This window comes from Pseudomonas sp. FP2254 (genome assembly GCF_030687695.1).
Lineage (GTDB): Bacteria > Pseudomonadota > Gammaproteobacteria > Pseudomonadales > Pseudomonadaceae > Aquipseudomonas > Aquipseudomonas quebecensis.
On sequence record NZ_CP117444.1, the window covers coordinates 2,527,907 to 2,553,562 of the forward strand.

General features: G+C 63.2%; 26 protein-coding genes. 11 read left to right on the top strand and 15 right to left on the bottom strand.

Annotation, left to right across the window (positions count from 1 at the left end; translation table 11 throughout):
* Window positions 1-37 precede the first annotated feature (37 nt).
* On the top strand, window positions 38-1,204 hold the full coding sequence (locus tag PSH94_RS11560) for a diguanylate cyclase (protein ID WP_181081831.1): 1,167 nt from the start codon (window positions 38-40) through the stop codon (window positions 1,202-1,204).
* A 5-nt stretch (window positions 1,205-1,209) separates the two neighbouring features.
* Here the strand turns inward: PSH94_RS11560 and PSH94_RS11565 are convergent, their stop codons facing one another.
* The 3 genes from PSH94_RS11565 to PSH94_RS11575 all read right to left on the bottom strand — a co-directional run bounded on the left by PSH94_RS11565 (window position 1,210) and on the right by PSH94_RS11575 (window position 5,698).
* Window positions 1,210-3,396, bottom strand: coding sequence for a GAF domain-containing protein (locus PSH94_RS11565; RefSeq protein WP_253507101.1), 2,187 nt, complete (start codon window positions 3,394-3,396; stop codon window positions 1,210-1,212).
* A gap of 157 nt (window positions 3,397-3,553) precedes the next feature.
* Complete coding sequence (locus PSH94_RS11570) at window positions 3,554-4,408, bottom strand: CAP domain-containing protein (RefSeq protein ID WP_181081829.1); 855 nt, start codon at window positions 4,406-4,408, stop codon at window positions 3,554-3,556.
* A gap of 81 nt (window positions 4,409-4,489) precedes the next feature.
* Window positions 4,490-5,698, bottom strand: a complete 1,209-nt coding sequence (locus PSH94_RS11575) for an MFS transporter (protein ID WP_305437558.1) — start codon at window positions 5,696-5,698, stop codon at window positions 4,490-4,492.
* 113 nt (window positions 5,699-5,811) lie between these two features.
* Between PSH94_RS11575 and PSH94_RS11580 the strand changes: the two genes are divergently transcribed.
* Window positions 5,812-6,693: a LysR family transcriptional regulator gene (locus PSH94_RS11580; protein ID WP_305437559.1), complete on the top strand. Its 882-nt coding sequence runs from the start codon at window positions 5,812-5,814 to the stop codon at window positions 6,691-6,693.
* Between the two features lie 57 nt (window positions 6,694-6,750).
* Window positions 6,751-7,431: a GNAT family N-acetyltransferase gene (locus PSH94_RS11585; RefSeq protein WP_181081826.1), complete on the top strand. Its 681-nt coding sequence runs from the start codon at window positions 6,751-6,753 to the stop codon at window positions 7,429-7,431.
* Here the strand turns inward: PSH94_RS11585 and PSH94_RS11590 are convergent.
* A complete protein-coding gene (locus PSH94_RS11590) occupies window positions 7,412-8,014 on the bottom strand; it encodes a TetR/AcrR family transcriptional regulator (RefSeq protein WP_181081825.1) in 603 nt (200 codons plus the stop codon). The genes PSH94_RS11585 and PSH94_RS11590 overlap by 20 nt on opposite strands.
* Before the next feature lie 71 nt (window positions 8,015-8,085).
* Here PSH94_RS11590 and PSH94_RS11595 point away from each other — a divergent pair, with 71 nt between their 5' ends.
* Window positions 8,086-8,685: an NAD(P)H-dependent oxidoreductase gene (locus PSH94_RS11595; RefSeq protein WP_305437560.1), complete on the top strand. Its 600-nt coding sequence runs from the start codon at window positions 8,086-8,088 to the stop codon at window positions 8,683-8,685.
* Between the two features lies 1 nt (window position 8,686).
* On the opposite strand, the gene PSH94_RS11600 is transcribed toward PSH94_RS11595, so the two are convergent.
* The 3 genes from PSH94_RS11600 to PSH94_RS11610 all read right to left on the bottom strand — a co-directional run bounded on the left by PSH94_RS11600 (window position 8,687) and on the right by PSH94_RS11610 (window position 11,010).
* Window positions 8,687-9,076, bottom strand: a complete 390-nt coding sequence (locus PSH94_RS11600) for a hypothetical protein (RefSeq protein WP_253507116.1) — start codon at window positions 9,074-9,076, stop codon at window positions 8,687-8,689.
* Between the two features lie 31 nt (window positions 9,077-9,107).
* The gene (locus PSH94_RS11605) at window positions 9,108-10,364 is read right to left on the bottom strand and encodes a 3-phosphoshikimate 1-carboxyvinyltransferase (protein WP_181081822.1); all 1,257 of its coding nucleotides are present in this window, start codon (window positions 10,362-10,364) and stop codon (window positions 9,108-9,110) included.
* 91 nt (window positions 10,365-10,455) lie between these two features.
* Window positions 10,456-11,010 (bottom strand): UPF0149 family protein, encoded by a 555-nt coding sequence (locus PSH94_RS11610; RefSeq protein WP_285429172.1) that lies wholly within the window; start codon window positions 11,008-11,010, stop codon window positions 10,456-10,458.
* A 185-nt stretch (window positions 11,011-11,195) separates the two neighbouring features.
* Here PSH94_RS11610 and PSH94_RS11615 point away from each other — a divergent pair, with 185 nt between their 5' ends.
* Window positions 11,196-12,008 carry a crotonase/enoyl-CoA hydratase family protein gene (locus tag PSH94_RS11615; protein ID WP_181081820.1) on the top strand — a complete coding sequence of 271 codons (813 nt, stop codon included), beginning with the start codon at window positions 11,196-11,198 and terminating at the stop codon, window positions 12,006-12,008.
* Between the two features lie 5 nt (window positions 12,009-12,013).
* Entirely contained in the window at window positions 12,014-12,847 is an 834-nt protein-coding gene (gene nudC, locus PSH94_RS11620; protein ID WP_266249073.1) for an NAD(+) diphosphatase, read from the top strand.
* Here nudC and PSH94_RS11625 read toward each other — a convergent pair.
* The 8 genes from PSH94_RS11625 to PSH94_RS11660 all read right to left on the bottom strand — a co-directional run bounded on the left by PSH94_RS11625 (window position 12,815) and on the right by PSH94_RS11660 (window position 21,243).
* The gene (locus PSH94_RS11625) at window positions 12,815-13,594 is read right to left on the bottom strand and encodes a TSUP family transporter (protein WP_181081818.1); all 780 of its coding nucleotides are present in this window, start codon (window positions 13,592-13,594) and stop codon (window positions 12,815-12,817) included. The genes nudC and PSH94_RS11625 overlap by 33 nt on opposite strands.
* A 170-nt stretch (window positions 13,595-13,764) precedes the next feature.
* Entirely contained in the window at window positions 13,765-14,481 is a 717-nt protein-coding gene (gene pcsA / locus PSH94_RS11630; protein ID WP_181081817.1) for a phosphatidylcholine synthase, read from the bottom strand.
* Window positions 14,482-14,628: 147 nt separating this feature from the next.
* Window positions 14,629-15,555, bottom strand: a complete 927-nt coding sequence (locus PSH94_RS11635; protein ID WP_305437561.1) for a class I SAM-dependent methyltransferase — start codon at window positions 15,553-15,555, stop codon at window positions 14,629-14,631.
* Window positions 15,556-15,648: 93 nt separating this feature from the next.
* Window positions 15,649-16,137 (bottom strand): DUF1289 domain-containing protein, encoded by a 489-nt coding sequence (locus tag PSH94_RS11640; RefSeq protein ID WP_181081815.1) that lies wholly within the window; start codon window positions 16,135-16,137, stop codon window positions 15,649-15,651.
* A gap of 49 nt (window positions 16,138-16,186) precedes the next feature.
* Complete coding sequence (locus PSH94_RS11645) at window positions 16,187-17,437, bottom strand: ribonucleotide-diphosphate reductase subunit beta (protein WP_305437562.1); 1,251 nt, start codon at window positions 17,435-17,437, stop codon at window positions 16,187-16,189.
* A gap of 197 nt (window positions 17,438-17,634) precedes the next feature.
* Window positions 17,635-18,954: an ATP-binding protein gene (locus tag PSH94_RS11650; protein ID WP_181079662.1), complete on the bottom strand. Its 1,320-nt coding sequence runs from the start codon at window positions 18,952-18,954 to the stop codon at window positions 17,635-17,637.
* Complete coding sequence (locus PSH94_RS11655; RefSeq protein WP_181079663.1) at window positions 18,951-19,691, bottom strand: response regulator; 741 nt, start codon at window positions 19,689-19,691, stop codon at window positions 18,951-18,953. The genes PSH94_RS11650 and PSH94_RS11655 overlap by 4 nt, the downstream gene beginning before the upstream one ends.
* Before the next feature lie 133 nt (window positions 19,692-19,824).
* Window positions 19,825-21,243 carry a PLP-dependent aminotransferase family protein gene (locus PSH94_RS11660; protein WP_305437563.1) on the bottom strand — a complete coding sequence of 473 codons (1,419 nt, stop codon included), beginning with the start codon at window positions 21,241-21,243 and terminating at the stop codon, window positions 19,825-19,827.
* Window positions 21,244-21,402: 159 nt separating this feature from the next.
* Here PSH94_RS11660 and PSH94_RS11665 point away from each other — a divergent pair, with 159 nt between their 5' ends.
* From PSH94_RS11665 to PSH94_RS11685, 5 genes are all read left to right on the top strand, one after another.
* On the top strand, window positions 21,403-21,579 hold the full coding sequence (locus tag PSH94_RS11665; RefSeq protein ID WP_181079665.1) for a rubredoxin: 177 nt from the start codon (window positions 21,403-21,405) through the stop codon (window positions 21,577-21,579).
* A 27-nt stretch (window positions 21,580-21,606) separates the two neighbouring features.
* Entirely contained in the window at window positions 21,607-22,476 is an 870-nt protein-coding gene (locus tag PSH94_RS11670) for a sugar phosphate isomerase/epimerase family protein (RefSeq protein WP_253507139.1), read from the top strand.
* 70 nt (window positions 22,477-22,546) lie between these two features.
* Window positions 22,547-23,179 (top strand): LysE family translocator, encoded by a 633-nt coding sequence (locus tag PSH94_RS11675; RefSeq protein ID WP_253507142.1) that lies wholly within the window; start codon window positions 22,547-22,549, stop codon window positions 23,177-23,179.
* Between the two features lie 79 nt (window positions 23,180-23,258).
* Window positions 23,259-24,317, top strand: coding sequence for a diguanylate cyclase (locus PSH94_RS11680; RefSeq protein WP_181079668.1), 1,059 nt, complete (start codon window positions 23,259-23,261; stop codon window positions 24,315-24,317).
* Between the two features lie 49 nt (window positions 24,318-24,366).
* Window positions 24,367-25,596, top strand: coding sequence for a M20/M25/M40 family metallo-hydrolase (locus tag PSH94_RS11685; protein ID WP_305437564.1), 1,230 nt, complete (start codon window positions 24,367-24,369; stop codon window positions 25,594-25,596).
* The last annotated feature ends 60 nt before the right edge of the window (window positions 25,597-25,656 follow it).

The following is a 25,656-nucleotide window of genomic DNA, read 5'->3' on the forward strand; positions in this document are numbered from 1 at the left end:
GGGATTCTGTTGTCCGCGTTGCTGGCAGGGTGCCACAATGGCGCCTTTGTCGCGGCAACGGAATCAGGCGTATTTCATGAATGGTCTTGGACACGGGCAGGATCAGGATGAGCGCATCGAGCAGCAAGTGCGGGCCGACCGCCTGCACCAGCTGTTCCGACAGTCATTCGCGGCGATATTCGGCAGCTATCTGGCGGCGGCGATGCTGTGCTGGTTGTGCTGGGACCGCCTGGATCAACCCATCATGCTGGTCTGGCTGGCGGCCCTGGGCGTTTCATCGCTGTTGCGCATCCTGATGTTCATGGAGTGGTTTCGCTGCCCCAACAGCGAGCGCCTGCCGGCGCGCTGGGAACGGCGCTATTGGATCACGCTGGTGCTTTCTGCGGGGATCTGGGGCGGCGGTGCGTTTGCGCTGATACCCACCGATGACCGCCTGTCCCAGGTGCTGGTCATGCTGTTCACCGTGGGCATGTCGGTGGCTGCGGTGTCCTGTTATTCGGCGTATCGCTACATGACGGTGGTCTCCATCAGCCTCGTGCTGATGCCCTGCACGGTGTGGCTGTTGCTGCAGCCGTCGTCGATGCAGGTCGGCGTCGCGATTGCGGTGCTGGTGTTCTCCACTTTTGTATTCAGCGCCACCCGCAAGCTGTCCGACGCCTTGGAGAAGGCTTTTCGCCTGACGCGGCAGATGGAACGGGCCCATAGCATATCCACTCGTGCCGCACAGACCGACGAACTGACCGGGCTGATGAATCGCCGGGCGTTTTTCGAGCGTGCCCAGGCGTTGTACGCACAGTGTCGACATCACCAGCAGCCGCTGTGCGCGCTGATGCTCGACATGGACCATTTCAAACAGATCAACGACACCTACGGCCACCAGGCCGGCGACCAGGTGCTGCGCCAGATCGGCGCAGTGATCAGCACCTCGTTCCGGCAGGCCGACGTGTACGGGCGTCTGGGCGGCGAGGAATTTGCGGTGCTGCTGCCCAACACTTCGCTGGAGACGGCGCGCGCTATCGCCGAGCAGTTGATTGCGTCCATCGCCGGCATGGCCGCCGAGCCGGTCAAGGGCCTGTCGGCCAGCCTCGGTGTGGCGTCCACCCACCCTGGGCAGCAGGACCTGCACGGGCTGATGAATACCGCAGATAAAGCGCTGTACCGCGCCAAGGCTTTGGGCCGCAACCAGGTCGCGGTGGCGGAGTAGGGCGCTCAATCCCTGAGCATGGCCTTGATCAGCACGCGAGAGACCTGATCGGCCGAGTAGGGCTTGGGCAGGAACTCAAATCCCTCATAGCCGTTTTCCGCCAGTTCTTCGCTGTAGCCCGAGGTGAGCACCACCGGCAGATCGGCGCGGCGTTGGCGCAACACCTTGGCCATGGCTACGCCGGTCATGCCGGGCATCACCACATCCGAGAAAATCGCATCGAATGCGTTCGCGTCCTGGCCGGCCAGGGTCAACGCCTGTTCGGCATCGGTGGCCCACGTTGTCTGGTAGCCCAGGTCCTGCAGGATCTGGCTGGCGAAGCGTCCGACCTCAAGATTGTCTTCCACGATCAACACACGGCAGTGCGCGGTGTCATGGGCCGGTGCCGGTTCGTCAGTCCGGCCGGGGTGGACCGACGCCTGAGCTTCGACCTGCGGCAGGTACAGGGTGAACACCGAGCCCTGGCCCAGGGTGCTGGCCACGTCGATATTGCCTCCCGACTGTTTGGCGAAACCGAACACTTGGGAGAGCCCCAGCCCTGTGCCTTTGCCGACAGCCTTGGTGGTGAAAAACGGCTCGAAGATACGCTCGATGGTGTCGCTGGCAATGCCGGGGCCGGTGTCGGCCAGTGCGATAGCGATATGCGCCTGGCGCGAGCCGGCATCGCCACGGATGCGCGGCAGCGGGCGTTGGCCGGTGACGCGCAGGGTCAGCGTGCCCTGGCCGTCCATGGCGTCCCGCGCATTGAGGGCGATATTGATCAATGCGGTTTCGAACTGGCTTGGGTCGATCCGTGCAAAACAGGGCTGCGTCGGCAGCTCGACGCGCACTTGAATACGTGCACCGGTGACGCTCTCGAGCATCTCGCCGATATTCTGCACGCGCTGGCCGACGTCGAAGACTTCCGGGTTCAGCGGCTGGCGCCTTGCGAAAGCGAGCAACTGGCTGGTCAACTTGCTGGCGCGTTCGACGGTATCGGAGACCGCGCCCATGTAGCGCTGGCGGCGCTCTTCGGACAAGCCCGGTTGGCGCAGAAAGTCCACCGAGGAGCGAATGATGGTCAGCAGGTTGTTGAAGTCGTGGGCCACGCCGCCGGTCAACTGGCCGATGGCCTCCAGCTTTTGCGACTGGCGAAGTGCCGCTTCGGCCTGGGCCAACGCCAGGGTGCGCTCTTCGACACGCTGTTCCAGAGTGGTATTGAGTTCGGCATAGGCGGCCAGGCCGGCGCGCACATCGGCGTCGGCGCGCACGCGCTCGATATGTGCCCAGGAGCGCTCGGTGACTTCGCGCAGCACGGCCAGGTCGTACTGCGACCACGGCCGCGCCGTTTTGTCGTGAACGGCCATCAGCGCGCTCAGGCGACCGTTGCGGATCAGCGGCATGCAGATGGTGGCGGTCAAACCCAGTGCCTGGAATTGCGCGGCTTCATGGGGCGGCAGTTCGCGCAGATTGTTATGGATCACCAGCGGCTCACCGGCGCGCAGGCACTTGACCGCGCGCTCGCCGAATGCCGCAAGGCTGTAACGGCCGACAATGCTCGGCGAACCGGGAGCGGTCCAATTGTCGCGGATGGTAAAGCCGTCTTCATCGTCGTCCATGTCGGCGTAGGCGCAGTTGCTCACCTGCAAATGCTCAGCCACCAGGCGGGTGGTGGTGGTCATGATCGCCTGGGCGTCGTTGGCGTTGGTTACCGCGCTGCCGATGGCGTCCAGCAGCGCCAGGCGACGCGCGAGGAACACCGTGGCGGTGGTTTCGGTCACGGTGTCGAGCATGCCGACCACCTTGCCCTGAGGGTCGCGTATCGGGCTGTAGCAGAACGTGAAGTACGCCTGTTCCGGCGCCGGGCCGCGCTCGATCATCAGCGGGAAGTTTTCGATGTAGGTCGCATGGCCTTCGAAGGCCGCGCTGGCGATATGACTGACCTCGTCCCAGACCTCGCTCCAGATTTCACTGAACGGGCGGCCGAGGGCATAGGGCTTGTTGCCCAGGATCGGAATGAAGGCGTCATTGTAGAGCGTGATCAGTTGCGGCCCCCAGACGATCGCCTGGGGAAAGCTCGACGCGAAACACAGCGCCACGGTGGTCTTCAAAACATCCGGCCACTGCTCCAACGGCCCCAGGGGCGTACTTGCCCAATCATGCTGACGAACCTGTTCAGCCATGTCGCTGCTGCTTTGCAGCCAATTCATCATTGGGGTAACACCTTGTTTGCCACGCTCGTTAGTTACTTGGATAGGCCAGGCAGCCAAGCTACAGACCCGAATGGCCGCCGCCAGTTCAGCGGATTATCCACGAGATGGCATTTTGATGCTCTGTTGGTTTTAAAAGGCGAGGGTTGCCGACCGCCCTCTATTGTTGTGTGCCGAACAGCGCCGTCCAATAGATGCCTGCATCGCTCTTCGGGTCCATGGCGTACGCGGCGCCCAGCTCGCGAAATTGCGGGTTCATCAGATTGGCACAGTGGCCGGGGCTGGCAAGCCAGCCGTCTACCACCTTGCGCGGCGTGTCGAGGCCGGCGGCGATGTTTTCGCCGACCGTTTTGGCGGTATAGCCGGCCAGTTCGGCACGGTCGCCGGGGGTACGGCCATCGTGGTCCAGGTGATCGAAGAAATTACCGTTGGCCATATTGCGCGTATGGCTGTTGGCCGCGCCCGCCAGGTTGTCATTCCAGGTCAGCGCGGTGGTGGCGGTAAAGGCTTGCGTACCGCACTGGTGGGGCTGCGCGCGGGCGGCGTTGATCAGGCTGAGCACTTGCTTGCCCTCGGTCTGCCAGTCGCCTCGGCCGCTGGACAGCAATGGGCGGGCCAGCACGATGCGCCAGTCCTGGCCTGTGTTGCTCACGCCGATATCGACGTATTGCGGGTCCAGCACCACACGGCAGAAGCTCTCGCTCACCGCCTTCATGGCCGCTGCCGCGTCCTTGGGACCGGACAGGCTGATGGCCTGCACGTTCACCATCGGGTACGCGGCCCGGGCCAGCGCCTGCTGCAGATCGCCGGCGCTGTTGGCCGGCAGCACCAGGCGCGTGTCGCTGGTCAGCGGCGGCAATTCCTGGGAGCCCTGGTCGCCGCAGCGCTGCACCTGGCTGCGGTAGGCGTTGATCTGTTGTACCAACTGACTTTCTTCATTCGCCATCGCGCTGGCGCAGAACACCGTAGTGGCGGCCAGCGTCGTAAGACCCATCATCAATGACAGAACGCGCATGGACGTTACCCTTGAGCTTGAAAGTGCCCATGATGCGCGATGTAACCCGGTCTGGCGCAACGCCTTTTTTGTTTTTTTGCCTCAACGGGTGTTCAGCGGGGTATTCAAAGTGGCAATGCGGCAAACTGCCATCGCAGCGGCCAGGACGATCAGGCCCACCGCGACGCGGAAGGTGATGTGCAGGCCGTGGGTGACAGATGCAGGTGTGGCGTGGATGACGTCCGGGCTGGCCCAGGCGAATACCGCGCCCAAGGCTGACGTGCCGAGAATCAGGCCCAGGTTGCGTGACAGGTTGAGCAAGCCCGAGACCGTGCCACGGCGGGCGGCGTCCACGTTGCTCATGACGGCGGTGTTATTGGCGGCCTGGAACAGGCTGTAGCCGCAGGTCAGCATCACCAGCGCTCCCAGATAGGCCATCAGCCCCGACGCCAGGGACAACAGCAGCGCGCCGCCCAGCAGTGTGCTCAGCCCGATCAGTGTGACGCGCCGGCTGCCCAGGCGGTCGGTCAGGCGCCCGGCGGGTACGCCGGTGAGCGCGGCGACACCCGGTCCGACGGCCATCGCCAGGCCCATCCATTCAGGCGCGAGGCCCAGCCCACGGGATAAATAGAACGGACCGACCACAAAGGTGGCCATGATCACCGCCGACACCAGCGCGCTCATGGCCAGGCCGGCGCGTAATGACGCGGCTTTCAAGGGTGACCACAAGCTGCCGGGCGCGCGTGCGTGCGGCAGATCCACCGGCAGATAGTGCCAGGCCAGGGCGGCAGCCAATAGCCCCAGTGGCGTGCCCACCCCAAACAACGCGCGCCACCCCCACAGGCTGAGCAGCAGGCCGCCGACACTGGGACCCATCGCCGTACCGAGTGCCGACAGGGTGCCGAGCAGCCCCATGACTCGGCCCATACGCTCTTTGGGCACGGTATCGCCCACCAGGCCCATGGCCATCGCCATCATGCTTGCCGCGCCGAGGCCTTGCAGCACGCGCGCGGTAATCAAGCCGTTCAACGACGGGGCGACACTGCACACTGCGCTCGCCACCGCGAACAGCAGCAACCCGGCGATCAACACCCGGCGCCGCCCCAGGCGATCACCCAAATGACCTGCACTGACGATAACCGCCGTGATGCCCAGCAGGTACGCCAGCACCACCCATTGCACTGCCGGGAACGCTGCGTTGAAGGTCTGTGCCAGCGTCGGCAGGCCGACATTGGCGATGCTGGTGCCCAGCGAGGCCAGCAGCATGGCCAGGCCCAGGCTGACCAGAGCGCCGCGCGAAGAAGCGTGCATGGGGGGATTCCTTAATGATTGTGACTGTCGCAACTCTACGGCCTGATCTACCATGGCGGAAGACGCAGGGATTGCATTGAATACCTGCACAAAACGCCTGTTGGGGAACGCTGATGCCCGATTTGAACCTGCTGATCACCCTGGATGTGCTGCTCGCCGAAGGCAGCGTCGAACGCGCGGCCAAGCGCCTGCGCTTGAGCCCTTCGGCCATGAGCCGTGCCTTGGCGCGCCTGCGGCACACCACGGGCGACCCGTTGCTGGTGCGCGCCGGTCGGGGCCTGGTGCCGACCCCCCATGCGCTGGCGTTGCGCGAGCAGGTCGGCCGGCTGGTGCAGGACGCCCAGGCGGCCTTGCGTCCGGCACGGGCGGTGGACATGGCCCAGGTCGAGCGCACCTTTACGTTGCGCACCAGTGAGGAGTTCGTCGCGTGTTTCGGCGCCGCGTTGCTTGCCCGCATGGCCCTGGAGACACCCCGTGTGCGCCTGCGCCTGCTGAATAAAACCGACAAGGACACCGCGCCGCTGCGCGACGCCCGTGTGGACCTGGACATCGGCGTGGTCGACGCCGACGCCGGCCCGGAGCTGTTGACCCAGGCGCTGTTCCGCGATCGCCTGGTCGGCGTGGTACGCAGCGGCCATCCCCTCAGTCGCGGCGCGGTCAGCCTGCAGCGCTACGCCGACGGCCAACACCTGTATGTCTCCCGCCGAGGCCAGGACCGCGGCCAGATCGACGATGCGCTGCAAGCCCTGGGCGTTACGCGGCAGATCCACACCATCGTCGCCGGATTCGCCACCGCCATCGCCCTGGCGCGCGACACCGACCTGATTGCCAGCGTCCCCGAACGCTACATCGCCCATCGCAGCGAGCTGTTCTGCTTTGACCTGCCGCTGAGCCTGCCCACCTTCAGCGTGGCCATGCTCTGGCACCCGCGGCTGGACGCGGACCCGGCCCATCGCTGGCTGCGCGGCTGCCTGCGTGAGGTGTGCGGACCATGACCCCGGCGTAACAGGTACAATCGCCACTGCCTTGAAGCCCGACCCCCAGGAATGTGCATGTTCAGCCTCACCCGTTACACCACACCGTGCCCCGAACCCATCAACGGCCAGATCCTGCAGATGGTGGTGGACAACCTCACCGACATCAGCAGCGTCGCGCTGCCGCCCAGCAACCTGCTGTACAACATTTATCAGTACGCCATCGGCTACGAGGTGCACCTGTACCTGGAGGCGTTGAACGGTGAGAAGGGCATCACGGTCGAGTTGGTGGTGGCGACGGATGCCGAGGACCCGGAACAGGTGATCGGGTTTCTGTTGTGTCTACCGGTCAAGGATGACCCCGAGGCCTGCGGCATTCCCTTTATGGCCGTGCAGGCCGGGTCGCGGCGCCACGGGGTAGGGCGCGCCATGATGCAGGACGTGCTGGGGCGCTATCCCCATGCGGAACTGGCCTGCTCCGTGGAAAAGGTGCCGGCCTTCCAGGCCATGGGCTTTCAGGTACGCGGTGCGCGCGACACCCAGGTGCTGATGAACACGCGCCACTACGGCACCGACGGGTTGATGGGCGTGCTGGACGTGGCCGCGATTTACCGCTCGCTGGAAGTGCAGCAGATCCACACCTACCTGCTGCAACGGCACGGCAAACGCGCCATGGTCGACGCGGAGCGCCAGCGCGACCGGCACCTGGATCAACTGGCGCGCAAGGTGCAGGTGTTCGTCACGGGCGCGGGCGATTGACCATGGCTGAAATGCTGGCCTGCAATTCCTGTTGCGCCTCTTCGCGGCTGATCTCGCCGTTGGCCGCTGCGTGGGACAACGCCTCGGCCGCCCCGAGCATTGCCCTCAAGCCGGCTTGAGACACCGTGCCGGAGGGGGCGAAGGGCGTCAGGACATCGCGGCACTTGTCGAGGAAGATCGCTTCGTACTTGCGCTTGAGGGTTTCCAGTTCCGGGGAGCTGCTCAACGCCGCGATCACGCCCGGGATCTCACGGCCCTGCAGTAACACGCAATCGACGTAGGACGAGGCAATCACACCTGCGCGGCCTTCCAGGGTGGCCTCGCTGGCGTCGAGTGCGTCGACGAAAGCCTGGTTCTGGCGCCCGTCGAAGTCTTCGTACAGCGCCGCCAACAACCCCGCGCGGGTGACGAAATGGTCATAGACCACCGGCTTGGTGACGCCGGCCAACTCTGCCACACGGCCCAGGGTCAGGGCATCGGTGCCTTCATCGCGCACCAGCTGCCAGGCCACCTCCAGTAATTGCTGCAGGCGATCTTCGCGGGACAGACGACGGCGGGGTGCAGGGGAATCGTGGCTTGACATGCTTATATACCAAAAGTAACTTACTGTTCGTAACTTAAGCCCAGAGCCTAAACCGAACCGGAGTGAATGTCATGCACGCACTGATCGTTGTTGCCCATCACGACCCACAATCCCTGACTCACAGCATCGCCGCCCAGGTAGCCGATGGCCTGCGCCTATCGGGTCACACCGCTGAAATCGCCGACCTCGCCGCTGAGGGCTTCGACCCCCGTTACAGCGCCGCCGACCATCGGGTGCACCGCGAGCGCGCCACACCACCGGCCGATGTGCTGGCCGAACAAGCCCGCATCGACCGCGCCGATGCGTTGGTTCTGGTGTTTCCCATTTATTGGTGGTCGATGCCCGGCCTGCTCAAGGGTTGGATTGACCGCGTGTTCGTCAACGGTTGGGCCATCGACTACGGCCCGGACACCCCGGTCATGAAAAAACTCGGGCATTTACAGGTGCACCTGCTGGCGCTTGGCGCGGCGGACTTCAGCGCGTTCGAACGGCATGGTTATGCCCAATCGATGCACACGCAGATTGACTACGGCATCTTTGATTACTGTGGCGCGAAGGTGCTCACATCCGAACTGCTACTGGACTCGGAAAGCGGCAGCGCAGAGGCCCATTTGAGCACCGCGAGAACCGTGGGCCAGGGCCTGTTCAAGGCCGAGACGGTGGCAGGTTGATTTACCCGTCGCGAAACAGGTCGTGGGCGTCCAGCAAGCGATAGGCAATCTCCGGACGTTTTTCCATGCCCCGGCGAATCGCCGCCGGAATGGCCTGCCGGGTTTTGCGGCACAGGCCGGGCAGGTCGTCGATGACAATCTGAATGCCGCGCATGCTCTTGACTTCGGTATGGCCCGGCGCGACGTGCACGCGGATGCCCAGCAGTTCGTACATGCGTTGCTGCATGCGCTCCAGGTCCTGCAGGTTCTGCAGGTTTTCCAGACGTTCAAGCAGGCGTTTTTCTTCCTGGCGGGTGAGACCGAGGATGCGTAAGTCGGCGTCGGGCGCTTGCAGCAATTGCTCGCGCTCGCATACGCAGGCGCCGGGTGGGCAGGGTTGGCGAATGTTCATGTTCAGTCCTCCCCATTCCGGCGCGCCGGGCTCAATAGGTCAGCGCGACACCCAGGCTGCTCAGGGCCTTCCAGTAGTCGGGATAGGTCTTGGCCACGCAGTCCGGGTCCTGGATGCGAATGCCCGTTACCTTCAACCCGGCCAGGGCAAAGCACATGGCGATGCGGTGATCGGCGTGGGTGTCGATCAGCGCCGAGCAGGCGGTGCCGGCTAACGCCGGGTCACTGGCCACCAGCAGGTCGTCGCCTTCGATGGTCGCCAGGCCCGGGCGGATTTCATTCAGGCCGTCGTGCAGCGCCTGTACCCGGTCACATTCCTTGACCCGCAGATTGGCCAATTCGGTAAAGCGCACCGGGGTGTTGTTGAACGCCGCCAGCACTGCCAGGGTCGGGATCGCGTCCTGCATCTGCGAGCCCACCACGGTGGCCTGCATATCAGGGAACTGGGCGATCAGCGCCTGCGCCTTGGCATCCGGTTGGGTGAAAGCCTGGGCGGCCACGCCAATGTCGATGCGGCCAGCGGTCAGCGCTTCGGCGGCCCACAGGTAGGTGGCGGCGGAAGCGTCCGGTTCGATCAGGTAGTCATGGGCGGTGTAGCCCGTTGGCGCGACGCGCCAGGTGGTGTCGTCGACAGCGTCGACCTGCGCACCGAAGGCGCGCATGCAATCCAGGGTCAGGTCCACATAGCCGCGGGCGCCGATGTCCTTGCCGGTCAGTGCCACTTCAATCGGCGCTTCACCGCAGGCGGCAAGCATCAGCAGGGCCGATACGTATTGGCTGGACAGCCCGCCGTCGATCTCGAAGCGCTTGGCCTGCACCTTGCCACGGCCATGCACGGTAACCGGTGGGCAACCCGTCGGGCTGTCGACCTGGATGCCGTTCCGGCCGAGGGTGGCCAGCAGCGGGCCGATCGGGCGCTTGCGCATGTAATCGTCGCCATCAAGCACCACGGTGCCCTGTACGGTGGCCACCGCGGCGGTAAGAAAGCGCATGGCGGTGCCGGCGTTGCCGAGAAACAGCGGTTGTGTCGGCAACTGCAGCTTGCCCTGGCCGGTGACCACGAACGTGGTGTCGTCCGGCTCGTCGATGGTCACGCCCATCTGGCGCAGGGCCACCGACATGTGGCGGGTGTCGTCGCTTTTCAGCGCGCCGCTCAAGCGGCTGGTGCCCTTGGCCAGGGCCGCCAGCAGCAGCGCGCGGTTGGTAATGGATTTGGAGCCGGGGGGCGCGACCTTGCCGATGAGCGGGGCGTTGGGTGGCGTAACGGTCACGGTTTTCTGCGAACTCAAGGTACAAGGCTCCTGATTCAAGGCAAGGTGGCACGGAGTGGCCGACGGGGCGGACCCGAATAATCGGGTATTGATGCCGTGCTGTCGAGGCTTAGCGCTGGCTCGACCAGTAATCATGCAGCGCCCGCGCCGCCGGTTCGATCTCGCTGGCGCGCTGCTGGTGGGCCGGGATATCCAGGTCGGCGGGCAATTCGAAGTTGTCCTGCTCGGCGCACCAGGAGATTTTTTCCAGGTTCGCCGCCTGTTCCGTCGGCAGGGGTGGCCAGTTACCGATGGCGGCGCCACGCAGGTAGCCGAAGCACCATTCTTCGGCCAGGGTCACCGTCTGGGCCCGATGCTCGGTTTCGTCGAAGCGCGGCGTAAAGCCCCGGGCGTCGCCGGCCAGTTGGGCCGCCAGGGTGTTGAGGTGGCGCACGCACAGGTCCAGAAACTGCTGCGCTTGGTCGGCGCTTTCCCACTTGGGGTTCTGGCCGCCCCAGATCGCCGGGAACCACTCGTCGATGGCCACCGGCGCCGGGCCGGAGACCAGGGCGGTGAAGTAGCCGTCGAGTTCGGCCACGTTCAATACCGAATGGTCATCGCCGTACCTGAGCAGGGTGTCTTCGAGGGCTTCGAAATCGGCGGGGGCGAGGGGCTGGGCGTGCATGGGCATATCCTTCAAACGTCGAGCGCCGCGCACTGCGCGGCTTAAAGCGCGAAGGATGGCGCGTGCGCGAGGTTTTATCCAGCGTCTTTTCGATCCCGTCGACCAGTCCCGCATTTGGCCGATGCGCCGTCGCGCAGCCTTGTTATAGTCTGGGCCTTCTCACCCGCCAGTCAGGGATCATGGCCATGTCCGAATACCAAGCCTTCGTCGTCGAACTCCACGACAACGTTGCCCATGTGCAGATCAACCGCCCGGAAAAGATCAACGCGATGAACGCCGCGTTCTGGACCGAGATCATCGACATTTTCCAATGGATCGACGACACCGACGCCGTGCGCGCCGTGGTGCTCAGCGGCGCCGGCAAACATTTCTCCTCCGGCATCGACTTGATGATGCTGGCCTCGGTGGCCAATGACCTGGGCAAGGATGTGGGCCGCAACGCGCGCCTGCTGCGGCGCAAGATCCTTGAGCTGCAAGCCTCGTTCAACGCCGTGGACACCTGCCGCAAGCCGGTGCTGGCGGCGATCCAGGGCTATTGCATCGGCGGCGCCATCGACCTGATCAGCGCCTGCGACATGCGCTACGCCGCCGAGGACGCGCAGTTTTCCATCAAGGAAATCGATATCGGCATGGCTGCCGACGTCGGCACTTTGCAACGGCTGCCGCGTATTATCGGCGACGGCATGCTGCGCGAACTGGCCTATACCGGGCGCATGTTCGGCGCCGAAGAGGCGCGCAGTATCGGCCTGGTCAACCGTGTGTATGCCGATCACCAGAGCCTGTTGGCCGGCGTGCTGGAGATGGCCCGTGACATCGCGGCCAAGTCGCCGATCGCCGTGACCGGCACCAAGGCGATGATCAGCTACATGCGTGACCACACGATCAATGATGGCCTGGAATACGTTGCCACCTGGAACTCGGCTATGTTGCAATCCAACGACCTGCGTGTGGCCATCGCGGCTCACATGAGCAAGCAGACACCCGAATTCGTGGATTGATAAACATGACCCCAGGCTGGATTACCACAACGCTGCTGGACAACGACGCCCCCGGCGGCTGGGCCGTCGCCCGCAGCCGCGAGGGCTTTTTGCATGACGCCAATGGCCCGCTGTTCCCCCGGGAATGGCTCAAGCGCCAGGACCTGTCGGTGTTCGCCGAACACGGCATCGGCCACCTCGACGGCGAGCCGGTGTACCTGCTTGAGCTCAACTCGGCCGGCGAGGTGCCGGGTTGCAGCTGGCAGGGCTTGCGCGGCTTTATGCTGCAGGGCGATCACACGCTCTACAAGGTCCTGGGCTATGCCGCGCAGATCGGCACCTGGGCCCGCGAACATCGCTTTTGCGGCAGCTGCGGCCAAGCCATGGCGCAGGTGCCGCGCGAACGCGCGATGTATTGCCAGGCGTGCGACCTGCGCAGTTACCCGCGCATCTCGCCGAGCATGATTGTGCTGGTGACCCGTGGCGACGAGATTTTACTGGCACGTTCGCCGCGTTTTGTGACCGGGGTCTACAGCACGTTGGCCGGATTTGCCGAGCCGGGCGAGTCGGCCGAAGACTGCCTGATCCGCGAGGTGCGCGAAGAGGTGCAGGTGGAAGTCAGGAATATTCAGTATGTGGGCAGCCAGTGCTGGCCGTTCCCGCATTCGATGATGCTGGGCTTTCATGCCGAATACGCCGGTGGCGATATCGTGCCCCAGGCCGACGAGATCGAAGACGCACAGTGGTTCAACATCCATGACCTGCCGCCGTTGCCGGCGTCACGCTCGATTGCGCGCTACCTGATCGATCTCTATGTGGCGCGCCGCTTAGGCCACGCTGAACCAGTGCTGCCAGGCTAGGCGCACGGTCAGGCCGAGGACCACGGTGATAAACACCGGACGAATGAATTTGGCGCCGCCGCTGATTGCGCTGCGAGCGCCAAAGAAGGCACCGCCCATCACCGAAATCCCCATCGCCAGCCCGACTATCCAGTCCACCGAGCCGTTGAAGATAAACACCGACAGTGCTGCCGCGTTGCTGACGAAGTTCATGCTGCGCGCCACGCCGCTGGCTTTGACCAGGTCGATGGGGTGCAGCAGCAGGGTGCTGACGGTCCAGAACGCGCCGGTCCCCGGGCCTGCTACACCATCGTAGAAACCCAGGCCGAAGCCTTGGGTGGCCTGCCATTTCTTCTTGATCGGTGCGTCGGCTTCCAGCGGTGCCTTGGGCGTGCCGCCGAACAGCAGGTACAGGCCGCAGGCGAATACGATCACCGGGAGCATTTTGTTCAGGGTCTCGGCCGGCAGGTAATGGGCGACCACCGCCCCGGCAAGCGCGCCGACCAGCGTACCGACGATGGCGTGCACCCACTGGCGCGGGTGGAACAGCTTGCGACGATAGAAGGTGAAGCTGGCGGTGGCCGAGCCGAACGTGGAACTGAGCTTGTTGGTGCCCAGCACCAGGTGTGGCGGCATGCCGGCGGTGAGCAGCGCCGGGGTGGTCAATAGCCCGCCGCCGCCGGCGATGGCGTCGATGAATCCGGCAATAAAGGCCACAACGGCAAGAATGGCGAGGGTGGTGAGGTCAACGCTGAGTTCGAAGGGCATGGGCAGGGCTTATGGTTGGCAGGGCGCTATGCGGAAGGTCGCCATCTTACCTGCCGAATGTATGCAGAACCAACTGTGGGAAGGGGCTTGCCCCCGATTGCGGTGTATCAGTGACAGATAAGCTGACTGACACATCGCCATCGGGGGCAAGTCCTCTCCCACCTATTTGGCTATTTGTGGGTGCCCAGCCACTCCAGCGCGGTGCGCCAGATGCAAATCCCCAGAAAGTATGCCGACATCAGCGACCACAGGCCGAATGTCCACGGATTGGTGTTGGGATAATCCACGACCATCAAAAAGCTGCACAGCAACCAGATGGTGGTCACCGCGATATTGATCGGCATAAAGCGCTTGACCCGAAACGGGTGCAAAAACTTCATCGGCGTGACGGTCAGCAGGGCCAGGCCGATGACCGTCAGCAAGGTCACCCAGGCGTCCGGCTGGATGATGTACACGCACAGGGCCACCACATTCCAGGCGGCGGGGAAGCCGACGAAATAGTTGTCCTTGCTTTTCATATTGACGTTGCAGAAGCAGAACAATGACGACACCAGGATCACCGACACGGTAAACAGGTGAGTAAAGTCCGGCAGATCGATGTAGCGGTAGATAAACAGGGCGGGGATGAACACGTAGGTGAGGTAATCGATCACCAGGTCCAGCACCGAACCGTCGAAGCTGGGCAGCACCGTGCTGACATTGAGGCGGCGCGCCAGGGAACCGTCGACGCCGTCCACCACCAGTGCCAGGCCGAGCCACAGCAGGCAGGCCTTGGGCGAGTTTTCCAGCAGGGCCAGGGTGGCGAGGAAGGCCAGGACCACACCGGTGGCGGTAAAGCCGTGGGCGCCCCAGGCTTTGATTCTGGCTACATGCAGGGTCGATATCACGGGCGGTTCTCCAAAGGTGGAACGGGGCAGCCGACAACGTGACGCCGTCGGGTCTGGCCGGGGAATGCAGGTATCGACCGGGTAGGGGGGGATAAGGTTCACCGCCCGGCGTATCGCTTAGGGTAGCAAGCGTAGGACTTTTCGGCATCAGTCCTGACGAAACACCAGGGCTTTCAGACCACTTTGCGCATCGATATCGGGAAATTCGGGCGGGTTTTCCAGACGCTGTACGAAGCGCAGACCCGGCGCCTCGCGTGTCACGCCGTCGATCAGGAAATCTTCGCCGAGTGCCGGGTCGTTCATGCACGCCAGCACCGTGCCATGGGCGGCGAGCAAGTCCGGCAGGCGGCGCAGCACGCGTTGATAGTCCTTGGTCAGCAGGAAACTGCCCCTCTGGAACGACGGTGGGTCGATGATCACCAGGTCATAGGCGCCGCTGTTGATCACCTTGGCCCAGGATTTGAACAGATCGTGCCCAAGGAACGTGACCTTGCTCAGGTCATGGCCGTTAAGCCGATGGTTATCGCGGCCGCGGCTCAGGGCGCCGCGCGCCATGTCCAGGTTCACTACCTGCTCGGCGCCACCTTCGATGGCCGCCACGGAAAAGCCGCAGGTGTAGGCAAACAGGTTGAGTACGCGCTGGCCCCTGGCCTGTTCGCGCACCCAGTTGCGCCCGTAGCGCATATCGAGGAACAGGCCGGTGTTCTGTTTTTTACCCAGATCGATCAGGTAACGCAGGCCGCCCTCGGTAATGATCAGCTCATCGATCGCTTGCCCCACCAGCCATTCGGTGGTGCTTTGTGGCAGGTAGCGGTGCTGCAGGGCGACGGTGTGCGCACCCGCGTGTGCCCAGTCGATGTCCAGCAGCATGCTTTTCAATGCCTCCAGATCTGCCGGTTCCGGCGCTTTGAACAGCGCCACCAGCACCACGCCTTGCAACCAGTCCACGGTCAATTGCTTCAGGCCCGGCCAGCAACGGCCTCGGCCGTGGAACAGACGCCGGGTTTCACTGGGCGGATCAGCCAGTGCGGTGAGCAGATGGGTGTGCAGAGTGGCAAGTGCGTCAGGGGTCATCGTTGAGCATCAGGTCATTGAGCGGGCGGCATTTTAACCACAAGCAGGGGATTGAGCGGTATGAACCGACGGGCACCTGTTTGAACCCAGGGGTTACAACGCGGCAATCAGGGCGGGCCCAAATGCGTCTTTCAGGAAGCTCGGTGCGATATACCGCTGGTAATGGGCCTCGGACAGCAGGAAAAACTCTCGGTCGATGGCATCGCGCAAGTCCGCCAGATGGCGCTCGCGAAACTCCGGCAGCAGCGCCAGGCCGTAGGCGTCCAGCCTGGAGATTACTCGTGCGCCACGCGCGATCAATTGATACGCCCAGCAATACGGCGACTGGTGCGGCATGAAACGGATCTGGCGGTCCTGCAACTGCTGGCGCAAGCGCTCGACGTCGAACACTTCGAGCTTGCTGGCCATCACCTGCACCAGCAACTGCTCCAGGCGTTGCCACACCGCCTGCTTTTCTTCGGCGGTGTAGCCGTTCCACTGGATCACTTCATGGTGATACCGCTTGCAGCCCCTGCAGACCAGGTCGCCGTATACGGTGGAGCACAGGCCGACGCAGGGGGTCTTGATGGTGTGATTGGGCATAAAAGATATCGGCAAGTAAACAACACGGCCCCCGAAGGGGCCGTCTCAATCAATCCCAGCTCAGCGCGCCGCCGGTCTGGTACTCGATCACGCGGGTTTCGAAGAAGTTTTTCTCTTTCTTCAAGTCCATGATCTCGCTCATCCACGGGAACGGGTTGGTCGTGCCTGGATACTCTTCTTTAAGGCCGATCTGCGACAGGCGACGGTTAGCGATGAACTTGAGGTAATCCTCCATCATCGCCGCGTTCATGCCGAGAACACCGCGAGGCATGGTATCCCGCGCGTATTCGATCTCCAGCTGCGTCCCCTGCAGGATCATCTGGGTCGCTTCTTCCTTCATCTCGGCATCCCACAAATGCGGGTTTTCGATCTTGATCTGGTTGATCACATCGATACCGAAGTTCAGGTGCATCGACTCGTCACGCAGGATGTATTGGAACTGTTCCGCCACGCCGGTCATTTTGTTGCGGCGGCCCATGGACAGGATCTGGGTAAAGCCGCAGTAGAAGAAGATACCTTCCAGCACGCAGTAGTAAGCGACCAGGTTACGCAGCAGCTCTTTATCCGTCTCGACGGTGCCGGTTTCGAACTTCGGATCGGAGATCGAGCGGGTGTACTTCAGGCCCCAGGCCGCTTTCTTCGCGACGGATGGAATCTCGTGGTACATGTTGAAGATCTCGCCTTCATCCATGGCCAACGATTCGATGCAGTACTGGTAGGCGTGGGTGTGGATCGCTTCTTCGAAGGCCTGGCGCAGGATGTACTGGCGGCACTCCGGGTTGGTGATCAGGCGGTAGACGGCCAGCACCAGGTTGTTGGCGACCAACGAATCCGCAGTAGAGAAGAAGCCCAGGTTGCGCATGACGATGCGGCGTTCGTCGTCGGTGAGGCCTTCGGGGTTTTTCCACAGGGCGATGTCGGCGGTCATGTTGACCTCTTGCGGCATCCAGTGATTGGCGCAGCCGTCGAGGTACTTTTGCCAGGCCCAGTCGTACTTGAAGGGCACGAGTTGGTTGAGGTCGGCGCGGCAGTTGATCATGCGCTTTTCGTCGACGGCGACGCGGGCGGAGGCGCCTTCGAGTTCGGCGAGGCCTTCGGCGACGTCGAGTTTGTCCAGGGCGGCCTTGGCGCGCACGATGGCGGCGGAGTCACTGGCGGTGACGGCGCGGGCTTCGATGGCGGCGGCGGCGCCGGCACCGTCGAGGCGGTCCATGTTGGCTTCGGTGGCGTGGCCGGCGTTGGCGCCTTTGATCACCGCTGTGCCGGTGTCTTCGTTGTCGACTTCATCCCAACTCAGCATCGAAATATTCCTTCAAGGTCTGTTCTGACGGGGTGTCAACCCCGTCCAAAAAATAGGTAATTTGCAGGCATCAAGGCATTGAAATAGTGCGCAGAGTGTGGTCAGTAAACACCGATGTCTCACACTATGTAGTGGTCTGCATTGTTAGTGGGCACACTATATGGTGTGTAACAAGGTTGGTCAACGCAGCAGGCCGGTTACGTCGTCGCACCCTGCGCGTGCAGCCTGACCTCGGCACAGAGCCCGCCCTGCGAGCGGTTGCTCAAGGTCAGCGAGCCACCAATTGCCACGGCCAACTGCTGCGCGATCGCCAGGCCCAGACCTGTGCCGCCGGTGCCGCGATTGCGCGAGCTTTCGACCCGGTAGAAGGGCTGCAGCACCTGCGGCAGTTCGTCTTCGGCGATGCCCGGTCCATCATCCAGCACCTTGATCGACAGTTCGCCGTCAGCCATGGCCGCGACTTGCACGTGGGCGGAACCGGCGAATTTGAGGGCGTTGTCCACCAGGTTCACCAGTATCCGGCGCAGCGCGTGGGGGCGGGTGTCGAGCACCGCCGCGCTCTTGCCGCTGAGGGCGACCTGTTTGTGCATGTCCTGGTAGTCGAACACCAGGCTGTCGAGAAAGGCGTCCAGGTCGATGCGCTGGCTGGTCTCGCTGGCGCCGTGGACGCTGCGCGCGTAGGCCACGCCTTCGCGCACCAGGTGCTCCATTTCCCCCAGGTCGTTCCACAGTTTGTCGCGGTCGGTGGAGTCTTCCATGAACTCGGCGCGCAGCTTCATGCGGGTGATCGGCGTTTGCAGGTCGTGGGAAATCGCCGCGAGGATCTGCATGCGTTCCTTGAGGTAGTCGGCGATGCGTTGTTGCATGTGGTTGAACGCCGCTGCGGCATGGGCCACTTCGGTGGGGCCTTTTTCGTCCAGGGGCGTGGGGTGGGCGTTGGGGTCCAGGGTTTCCACTGCGCGGGCCAGGCGCGCGAGCGGGCGGATCGCCAGGCGCACCGCGAACCCCGTACAACCCAACAACAGCGCCAGCTGCAGTACCAGCACCACCGGCAGCCAATAGGCCACGGGGACGGCGGCGGGACGCACATCAACAGTGACCGGGCTGCCGTCCGCCAGGGTCAGGTGCGCCTGGAAGTGCGGCCGCGCCCCGGGGATATTTCGAAACGTCAGCGTGTAATGCGAACCCAGCGCCTCGGCAATCGAGGTGGCGGCCATGGGCATGTCATCGCTTGAGAAGGGCTGGCCTGGTTCGCCGGCGTTGAGCAGGTAGCGGTAATTCTGCCGGTTCAGGCGGGGCAGCCAGCTGGCGCGCTCATCGGCGGGCAAGCGGTCCAGAATCGCCACCGAGGTGGCCACATCGTTTTCCAGGTTGCCCAGCATCGCCGTGCGCGCGCTGATGTAGCGCTCGTAGAACTGCGCACTGAACGATAATCCATGGGCGCACACCAGGCTGATCAGGAAGATCAGCGACAGTTGCGACGCCAGGGTGCGGGGCCAGCCCAGCCGCCAGCTCATTGGTCGGCCTCGAGGATTTTGACCGGCAGCGAGAACACGTAGCCTTCGCTGCGCACGGTCTTGATATACGCCGGCTCACGGGCGTCATCCAGCAGGCGTTGGCGCAGGCGACTGACCAGCAGGTCGATGGAGCGATCGAACAGGTCGGCGTCACGGCCCTGGGTCAGGTTGAGCAACTGGTCGCGATTGAGCACGCGTTGGGGATGGTCGAGGAACACGCGCAGCAGGCGGTACTCGGCGCCACTCAAGGCCACCAGCGTATCGTCATCGTCGAGCAGGTGGCGCGCGGTGGTGTCCAGGCGCCAGCGGCCGAAGCGGATCAGCCGCCCGGTCTCGCTGACCACCAGGTTGGGCGGCAGCATCCGCGTGCGGCGCAGCACCGCATTAATGCGTGCCAGCAGCTCTCGGGCGGCAAAGGGCTTGACCAGGTAGTCGTCGGCGCCCATTTCCAGGCCGATGATGCGGTCGGTCTCGTCGTTGCGCGCGGTCAGCATCAGCACCGGCGTAGTTTTGTGCTTGCCCACCCGCAATTCGCGGCACAGCTGCAGGCCATCGTCGCCGGGCATCATGATGTCCAGCACGATCAGGTCCACGGGAGTGGTCTCCAGAAAGCTGCGCATCTGCCGGCCATCGGCGACCACGGTGGTGCGCATGCCGTTCTTTTTCAGGTAATTGCCCACCAGTTCACGGATCTCCCGGTCGTCATCGACAATCAGGATGTGATCGACATGATCCATGCTGCCTTCCTCGTTGAATGCTCGTTGGGGCGCAGTCTAGCGACTGTCATCCGCGTTGCCTTGTACGCTTTGTATTGCAGTGTATCTGTCGCCGGATGGATACACGGTGAAGCAAAAAACCGTCTCGGCGCGATCAATCTCCGGGCTTGCCGGCTCCGCTGCGCAGCAAGGCCTCGAAGACCCGTTGCACGCGCGGTTCGTCGCTGTGGGCCACGTTGAAACGCATCGAATCGCGGTGGGCGGGGTCGTAGCCGAACAGCGCGCCCGGCGCCAGCACCATGCTGCGTTTCAAGGCTTCCTGGGCCAGCAGTTCGCCGTTTACGCCCGCCGGCAGGCGCGCCCAGATGAACATGCCGCCCTCGTAGGGCATCGGCAGTTCGCAGCCGCAGCGCCTGAGCCATTGCTCCACACGGCCGCCGGCCTCCACCAGCCGCTGGACCATGCGCTTGCGATGCTTGGCGTAGCTGCCTTCACTGAGCATGCGATAGACGATCTGCTCGAACAGCTCCGAGGTCACGCCGCCGCTCATCAGCTTCATATTGGTCAGGTTGGCCGCCAATTGCGGCGCGGCCACCACGTAGCTGACGCGGGTGTTGGCGCTGAGGATCTTGGAGAACCCCGACAGGTAAGTCACCTGTCCGAGGCCGGCGAGGGTCGCCAGGCGGGGCGGTGGGTTGGGGTGCAGGTCGCCGTAGAGGTCGTCTTCGACGATATGGCAGTGGTAATGCTGGGTCAGTTGCAGCAGACGGAACGCTTGGCTCGGGCTGAACGAATGGCCGGTGGGGTTATGCAGCACGCTGGTGGTCAGGTACAGGCTGGGGCGGTGTTCGGCCAGCAACTGTTCGAGGGCGGTAAAGTCGAAACCGTCCGGGCGACGCTGGATGGTTACCACCTTGACCCCATGCAGCGCCAGGTTGGCGTGAAAGTTGAAGTAGCACGGCGCGTCCAGCAATACCGTGTCGCCGGGGCGCGCCAGCAGGCGCATGAGCATGTCCAGGCCCTGCACGGTGTTGGGCGTGGTGATGATCTGCTCGACCGGCACCGACAGGCCTTCCCCGTGCAACTTGTGTTGCAGGGCCTGGCGCAGCGGCAGCAGGCCTGCCGGCGTGCCCAGCCCGGCAATCCGCAGCGACGGCGCGCGCACTACGCTGCGCATGGCCTGGCGAATGGCCTCGCCGTTCAGCCAGGCTTCGGGCAGGTGGCCGCCGCCGGGGCGCAGTTCGCCGCTGGCGGTGACCAAGGGGCGGCGCAGTACGCTGAGCAGGTCCTGAGGCAGCAGGTCGACCCAGGTGGCCGACGCCGGTCGCGCACTGTCCATCGCCACGAAGTAGCCGCGGCCCTGGCTGGAGGTCAGCAGGTTGCGCCCGCGCAGGCGGTCGAGGGCTTCGTTGAGGGTGAATTTGCTCACGCCCAGGATATGGGTCAACTCGCGCACAGAGGGCAGTTTGCTGCCCGGTGCCCACTCGCCGTTTTCGATGGCCTGGCTGAACGCCTCGACAATCTGCTGCACCTTCGGCGTGCCTTCCACAAAGGCGATGGCGGATACGAACATAAACCTTCCTTGTCTTTGCCGGTGGTTTTACCGGTGAAGTTAGGCCGGATTAGGCATCACTTTACCTGCCTTGTGCAACGCCACTCCCCTAGACTGCGCGCCATCTCGCCCGGATATGGCGATTTTCCCTACAAGTGAGCAATGGATTCTGCATTTCTTATGACGACTTATATGTGCGCACCCTGTGGCTTCATGTACGTAGAAGCATTGGGCATTCCGGAGGACGGAATCCCGGCGGGCACCCCTTGGGAAGAGGTGCCCGAAGACTGGACATGCCCGGACTGCGGCGTGACCAAGGCCGATTTCATGGCCATCGAACTCCCCGCTCACGCCTGACCCTCCATCAACGAAAGGAATCGCTCCATGGAAAGTAAACTGATCACGGGTGCCGTACCGTTCTGCACCGGCGTCGCCCACCAGAAATATCTGAGCGCCGAGCAAGGCCTGCAGACCGCGGTTGAAGGCGGCTGCACCCACTGGTACATCGACGGCAGCCTGTTCGGCGAAATGGTCGACGACTGGACCGAGGCGCGCATTGTCAGCCTGCAGGAACAGATCCAGGCCAGCGGGGTAAAACCGGTGTTCCACGGTAACTTCAAGGCGCCGCTGGGCAGCGATGTGCAGGCGTTCCGCGTGGCGGCGGTGGCGTACGTCAAGCAGGAGATTGACATCGCCAGCCGCCTCGGCGCGCCGCTGATTATCCACGGTGGCTGTATCGTCGAGCCGAAGATGGTGCTCAAGGCCAAAAAGGTTGCGCTGGAGCACTACCTGCAGTCGGTACAGGAGTTGGCGCGATATGCCGAGGCCAAGGGGGTGGATATCTACCTGGAAAACCTGTCCAACTACGTCAACTACCGGCCATTCCATTACATCTTTACCCATGAAGCGGAATACGCGTTCGTGTTCGAACGTCTGCAGGCTCATCCCAACGTGTTCTTCTTTCTCGATGCCGGCCACGCCAACATCGAGAACGGTCTGCCGGCCGAGGTGGTGCGCAAATATCACCACTTGATCAAGGGGATTTCCTTCAGCAACAACAACGGCGTGCAAGACCAGCATTTCGGTATTCATGACGGCAACTGTGATTACGCCGACGTGATGCAAGCCGTCGTCGAAACCAACTGGAAGGGCCTGGTGGCCTTCGAAACCCGCAACCAGAGCGCCAAGGCGGCCCTGGCTGAACTGGCGGTGATGTACCGCGAGTCCCTGACCACCGAAATCGCGGTGGCTTGATAAGGCCAGGGGCGGGCGCTGAACGGTCCGCCCCTTTGCTGTTGCTTCTCCCTAGCCAAGGTCCAGGACCATGACAAGCGCATTAACGCTCTCTTCGTTTCTCTACTTTTTGTTGTTTTGCGCCACCATGACGTTCAGTCCCGGCCCCATGACCCTGCTGCTGTTGAGCCTGGGCTTGAAGGACGGCCTGCGCAGCTCGATCCCGGCGCAGATCGGCGCCAGTGTGTCTTACCTGATTTCGATATTGATCTTTGCCGTGGGCTTCTCGGAACTGATCAAGGGCAACCTCGCCATCACCCAGACCATCCAGTTCGTCGGCGTGGCCTACATTCTGTACCTGGCTTATAAACAGTGGACCAGCAGCGGCGTGTCCATCGACAAGGCCGGCGCCGTGGAAGGCTCGCGCAGCCTGTTCGGCAAAGGGTTGCTCACGGGGTTTTCCAACCCCAAGACCATCATCATGTTCAGCGCGGTGTTCCCGCAGTTCGCCGGGGCAGGGGAGCACAGTTCGGCGACGGATATCGCCATACTGGGGCTGACGTTCCTGCTGTTGCAGTTCGCCAGCGGCTGCTTGTATTGCTACTTTGGCCAGCGCATCAAACACGTGCTGGAAAACCCCAAGCGCCGCGTGCTGTTGCAGCGTGCCACGGCCGTGCTGCTGCTGGGGGTGGCGCTGATGTTGGCGCGGGGTTTTTCCCACTGAGCAACGTCCCTGACAGCAGTAGTGGCAATTTGCCGGTGCCCTGATAGACTCCAGGCATTCCTCCAGGATTGTCCTCATCATGCCCGCCATCGGAGGAAAAGGACTTCCGCTCGCCATTCGCCTTCACAAGACTCGCGCCTTCGGAATGGCCTTGGGCGTTGTGTGCGTGGTGTTCGCCATGTACCCCCTTAACCCGCCTGCGTGGGTGTGGGCCTGGATGCTGATCAATGCATTTGTCTGGCCCCATCTGTCCTTCCAATTGACCCTTCGCGCCAGCCAGACCCTGCGCAGTGAGCGTCGTCACCTGCTGTTCGATTCGTTCTGCGGCGGTTTCTGGGTCGGCGCCATGCACTTCAATCCGCTGCCCAGTGTCACCGTGCTGTCGATGATGTCGATGAATAACGTGTCCATCGGCGGGCCGCGTTTCGTATTTGCCGGCTGGTGCGCACAGGCCTTGGGCGTCGCTGCGGCGTGGTGGTTGATTGCGCCGGCGTTCATTGCTGTAACCACCCAGGCGCAGTTGTATGCCTGCCTGCCGATTCTGATGGTGTACCCGCTGGTACTTGGCTGGATCTGCTATCGCCAGGCCCAGAGCCTGTCCCGACACAAGCGCGAGTTGCTGGCCTTGAGCCGCACCGACAGCCTCTCCGGGCTGCTCAACCACGGGGCGTGGAAAGATCAGTTGGAGATCGAGTTCCAGCGCTGCCGTGCCGAGCAGCGAGGGGCGGCGATTGCCCTGATCGACATCGATCACTTCAAGCTTATCAATGACACCTACGGCCACGTCACCGGTGATATCGTGTTGCGCCAGCTCAGCAAAGTGCTGCGCCAGAACCTGCGCATCACCGACCAGGCCGGGCGCTATGGCGGCGACGAGTTCTGCGTGATCCTGCCGGACATGCCGCTCAACCGCGCCACCGAGGTCATGGATGCCTTGCGCGACCGCTTCAACGCATTGGCCTACGCCCAGGACCCTACATTGCGCGCGAGCCTGAGTATCGGCCTGGCGCCGTATCAGCCAGGGCATGCCGACTCCATCAGTTGGCTCAACGACGCTGACCTGGCGTTGTACCAGGCCAAGAACACCGGGCGTAACCGAGTCAGCGCGGCGCAGGGGAGTTGGTTGCGGTCGGTCTAGTGGGGTAGGGTGTGGCGTGCACCCTTCAACAACAAACAAGGATCGGTTCATGCCTTTCAACTTCCCGCGCACCCTCCTGGCGGCCACCCTGGCTGTGTCCTTCGCCGTACCTGCCTACAGCGCCGAACTTTATAAGCCGATTCAGGCGGACGCCGAACAATACAAGGCCGAGGCCCTGCGACTGCTGGAGCGCCTGGTCAATATCGATTCCGGTTCAGGCTATGGTCCGGGCCTGACCCACGTCAGCGACATTGCGGTCGATGAGCTCAAGCAACTGGGCTTCAACATTGAGCGGGTGCCGGATGCCGCCGCCAACAGCAGCCATGTGATTGCGACTCTCAAGGGGACTGGCAAGGCCAAAATCCTGCTGATGGCGCACATGGACACGGTGTTCAAGGAGGGCTCGGCGGCCGAGCGCCCGTTCCATATCAAGGACGGTCGCGCCTATGGCCCTGGGGTGATGGATGATAAGGGCGGTATTGTCGCCGGTATCTATGCGCTCAAAGTCCTGAAAAACCAGGGCTTCAAGGACTATGCGCAGATCACTTTCCTGCTCGACGCCAGCGAAGAGACCGGCTCGGACATAGCGTCGGAACTGATCCGCACCACCGCCAAGACCCACGACGTCACCTTGAACCTCGAACCCGGCCGCCCGGCCGATGGCCTGGTGGTATGGCGCAAGGGCAGCGCCACGGCGCTGGTCGACGTCAAGGGCAAGGCCGCCCATGCCGGCGTCGCCCCGGAATTGGGCCGCAACGCCGCCATGGAAGCCGCGCACCAGGTCCTGCAACTGGGCAAACTTGGGGATGCCGAAAAGAAAACCACCATCAACTTTACCGTGCTCCAGGCCGGCGACCGCACCAACGTCATCCCCGATCACGCCATGGCCAAGGCGGATGTACGCGCGGCGCTGCCGGAGGAATTCGACCGTATTGAAAAAGACCTCGCGCGAGTATCGGCCGACAAACTGATCCCGGAAACCGAAGTCACCACCACTCTCAAACGCGGCCTGCCGCCCATGCCGCAGACGCCGGAGTCGGACAAATTAGTGGCGATAGCCCAGGGGATTTATGGGGAGTTGGGTAAAAAGTTGACCATTGAAGGCAGTGGCGGCGCGGCGGACGCCAGCCTGTCCGCCGGGGTGGGAACGCCGACGCTGGATGGGTTTGGTATTGTCGGCGGCAATATCCATACCCCGGAGGAATATGCGGAGGTGGAGAGCGTGGTGCCGCGCGTTTATTTGTTGAGTCGAATGATTATGGAGCTGGCGAAGCGGTGACCGGACGTTAGGCCCGCTGACACCTACAGTTGAGCTTTTTTGTGGTGAGCAGGCTTGCCC

Bases quoted from the DNA above. Each gene is read 5' to 3' on its own strand.
- PSH94_RS11685 (WP_305437564.1), top strand. From the start codon at position 24,367: ATGCCTTTCAACTTCCCGCGCACCCTCCTGGCGGCCACCCTGGCTGTG.
- PSH94_RS11600 (WP_253507116.1), bottom strand. From the start codon at position 9,076: ATGAACATTCGCCAACCCTGCCCACCCGGCGCCTGCGTATGCGAGCGC.
- PSH94_RS11655 (WP_181079663.1), bottom strand. From the start codon at position 19,691: ATGGATCATGTCGATCACATCCTGATTGTCGATGACGACCGGGAGATC.
- PSH94_RS11560 (WP_181081831.1), top strand. From the start codon at position 38: ATGGCGCCTTTGTCGCGGCAACGGAATCAGGCGTATTTCATGAATGGT.
- PSH94_RS11645 (WP_305437562.1), bottom strand. From the start codon at position 17,437: ATGCTGAGTTGGGATGAAGTCGACAACGAAGACACCGGCACAGCGGTG.
- PSH94_RS11650 (WP_181079662.1), bottom strand. From the start codon at position 18,954: ATGAGCTGGCGGCTGGGCTGGCCCCGCACCCTGGCGTCGCAACTGTCG.
- PSH94_RS11680 (WP_181079668.1), top strand. From the start codon at position 23,259: ATGCCCGCCATCGGAGGAAAAGGACTTCCGCTCGCCATTCGCCTTCAC.
- PSH94_RS11590 (WP_181081825.1), bottom strand. From the start codon at position 8,014: ATGTCAAGCCACGATTCCCCTGCACCCCGCCGTCGTCTGTCCCGCGAA.
- PSH94_RS11580 (WP_305437559.1), top strand. From the start codon at position 5,812: ATGCCCGATTTGAACCTGCTGATCACCCTGGATGTGCTGCTCGCCGAA.
- PSH94_RS11615 (WP_181081820.1), top strand. From the start codon at position 11,196: ATGTCCGAATACCAAGCCTTCGTCGTCGAACTCCACGACAACGTTGCC.
- PSH94_RS11595 (WP_305437560.1), top strand. From the start codon at position 8,086: ATGCACGCACTGATCGTTGTTGCCCATCACGACCCACAATCCCTGACT.
- PSH94_RS11625 (WP_181081818.1), bottom strand. From the start codon at position 13,594: ATGCCCTTCGAACTCAGCGTTGACCTCACCACCCTCGCCATTCTTGCC.
- nudC (WP_266249073.1), top strand. From the start codon at position 12,014: ATGACCCCAGGCTGGATTACCACAACGCTGCTGGACAACGACGCCCCC.
- PSH94_RS11565 (WP_253507101.1), bottom strand. From the start codon at position 3,396: ATGATGAATTGGCTGCAAAGCAGCAGCGACATGGCTGAACAGGTTCGT.
- PSH94_RS11675 (WP_253507142.1), top strand. From the start codon at position 22,547: ATGACAAGCGCATTAACGCTCTCTTCGTTTCTCTACTTTTTGTTGTTT.
- PSH94_RS11635 (WP_305437561.1), bottom strand. From the start codon at position 15,555: ATGACCCCTGACGCACTTGCCACTCTGCACACCCATCTGCTCACCGCA.
- PSH94_RS11575 (WP_305437558.1), bottom strand. From the start codon at position 5,698: ATGCACGCTTCTTCGCGCGGCGCTCTGGTCAGCCTGGGCCTGGCCATG.
- PSH94_RS11665 (WP_181079665.1), top strand. From the start codon at position 21,403: ATGACGACTTATATGTGCGCACCCTGTGGCTTCATGTACGTAGAAGCA.
- PSH94_RS11610 (WP_285429172.1), bottom strand. From the start codon at position 11,010: ATGCACGCCCAGCCCCTCGCCCCCGCCGATTTCGAAGCCCTCGAAGAC.
- PSH94_RS11585 (WP_181081826.1), top strand. From the start codon at position 6,751: ATGTTCAGCCTCACCCGTTACACCACACCGTGCCCCGAACCCATCAAC.
- PSH94_RS11640 (WP_181081815.1), bottom strand. From the start codon at position 16,137: ATGCCCAATCACACCATCAAGACCCCCTGCGTCGGCCTGTGCTCCACC.
- PSH94_RS11670 (WP_253507139.1), top strand. From the start codon at position 21,607: ATGGAAAGTAAACTGATCACGGGTGCCGTACCGTTCTGCACCGGCGTC.
- PSH94_RS11660 (WP_305437563.1), bottom strand. From the start codon at position 21,243: ATGTTCGTATCCGCCATCGCCTTTGTGGAAGGCACGCCGAAGGTGCAG.
- PSH94_RS11570 (WP_181081829.1), bottom strand. From the start codon at position 4,408: ATGCGCGTTCTGTCATTGATGATGGGTCTTACGACGCTGGCCGCCACT.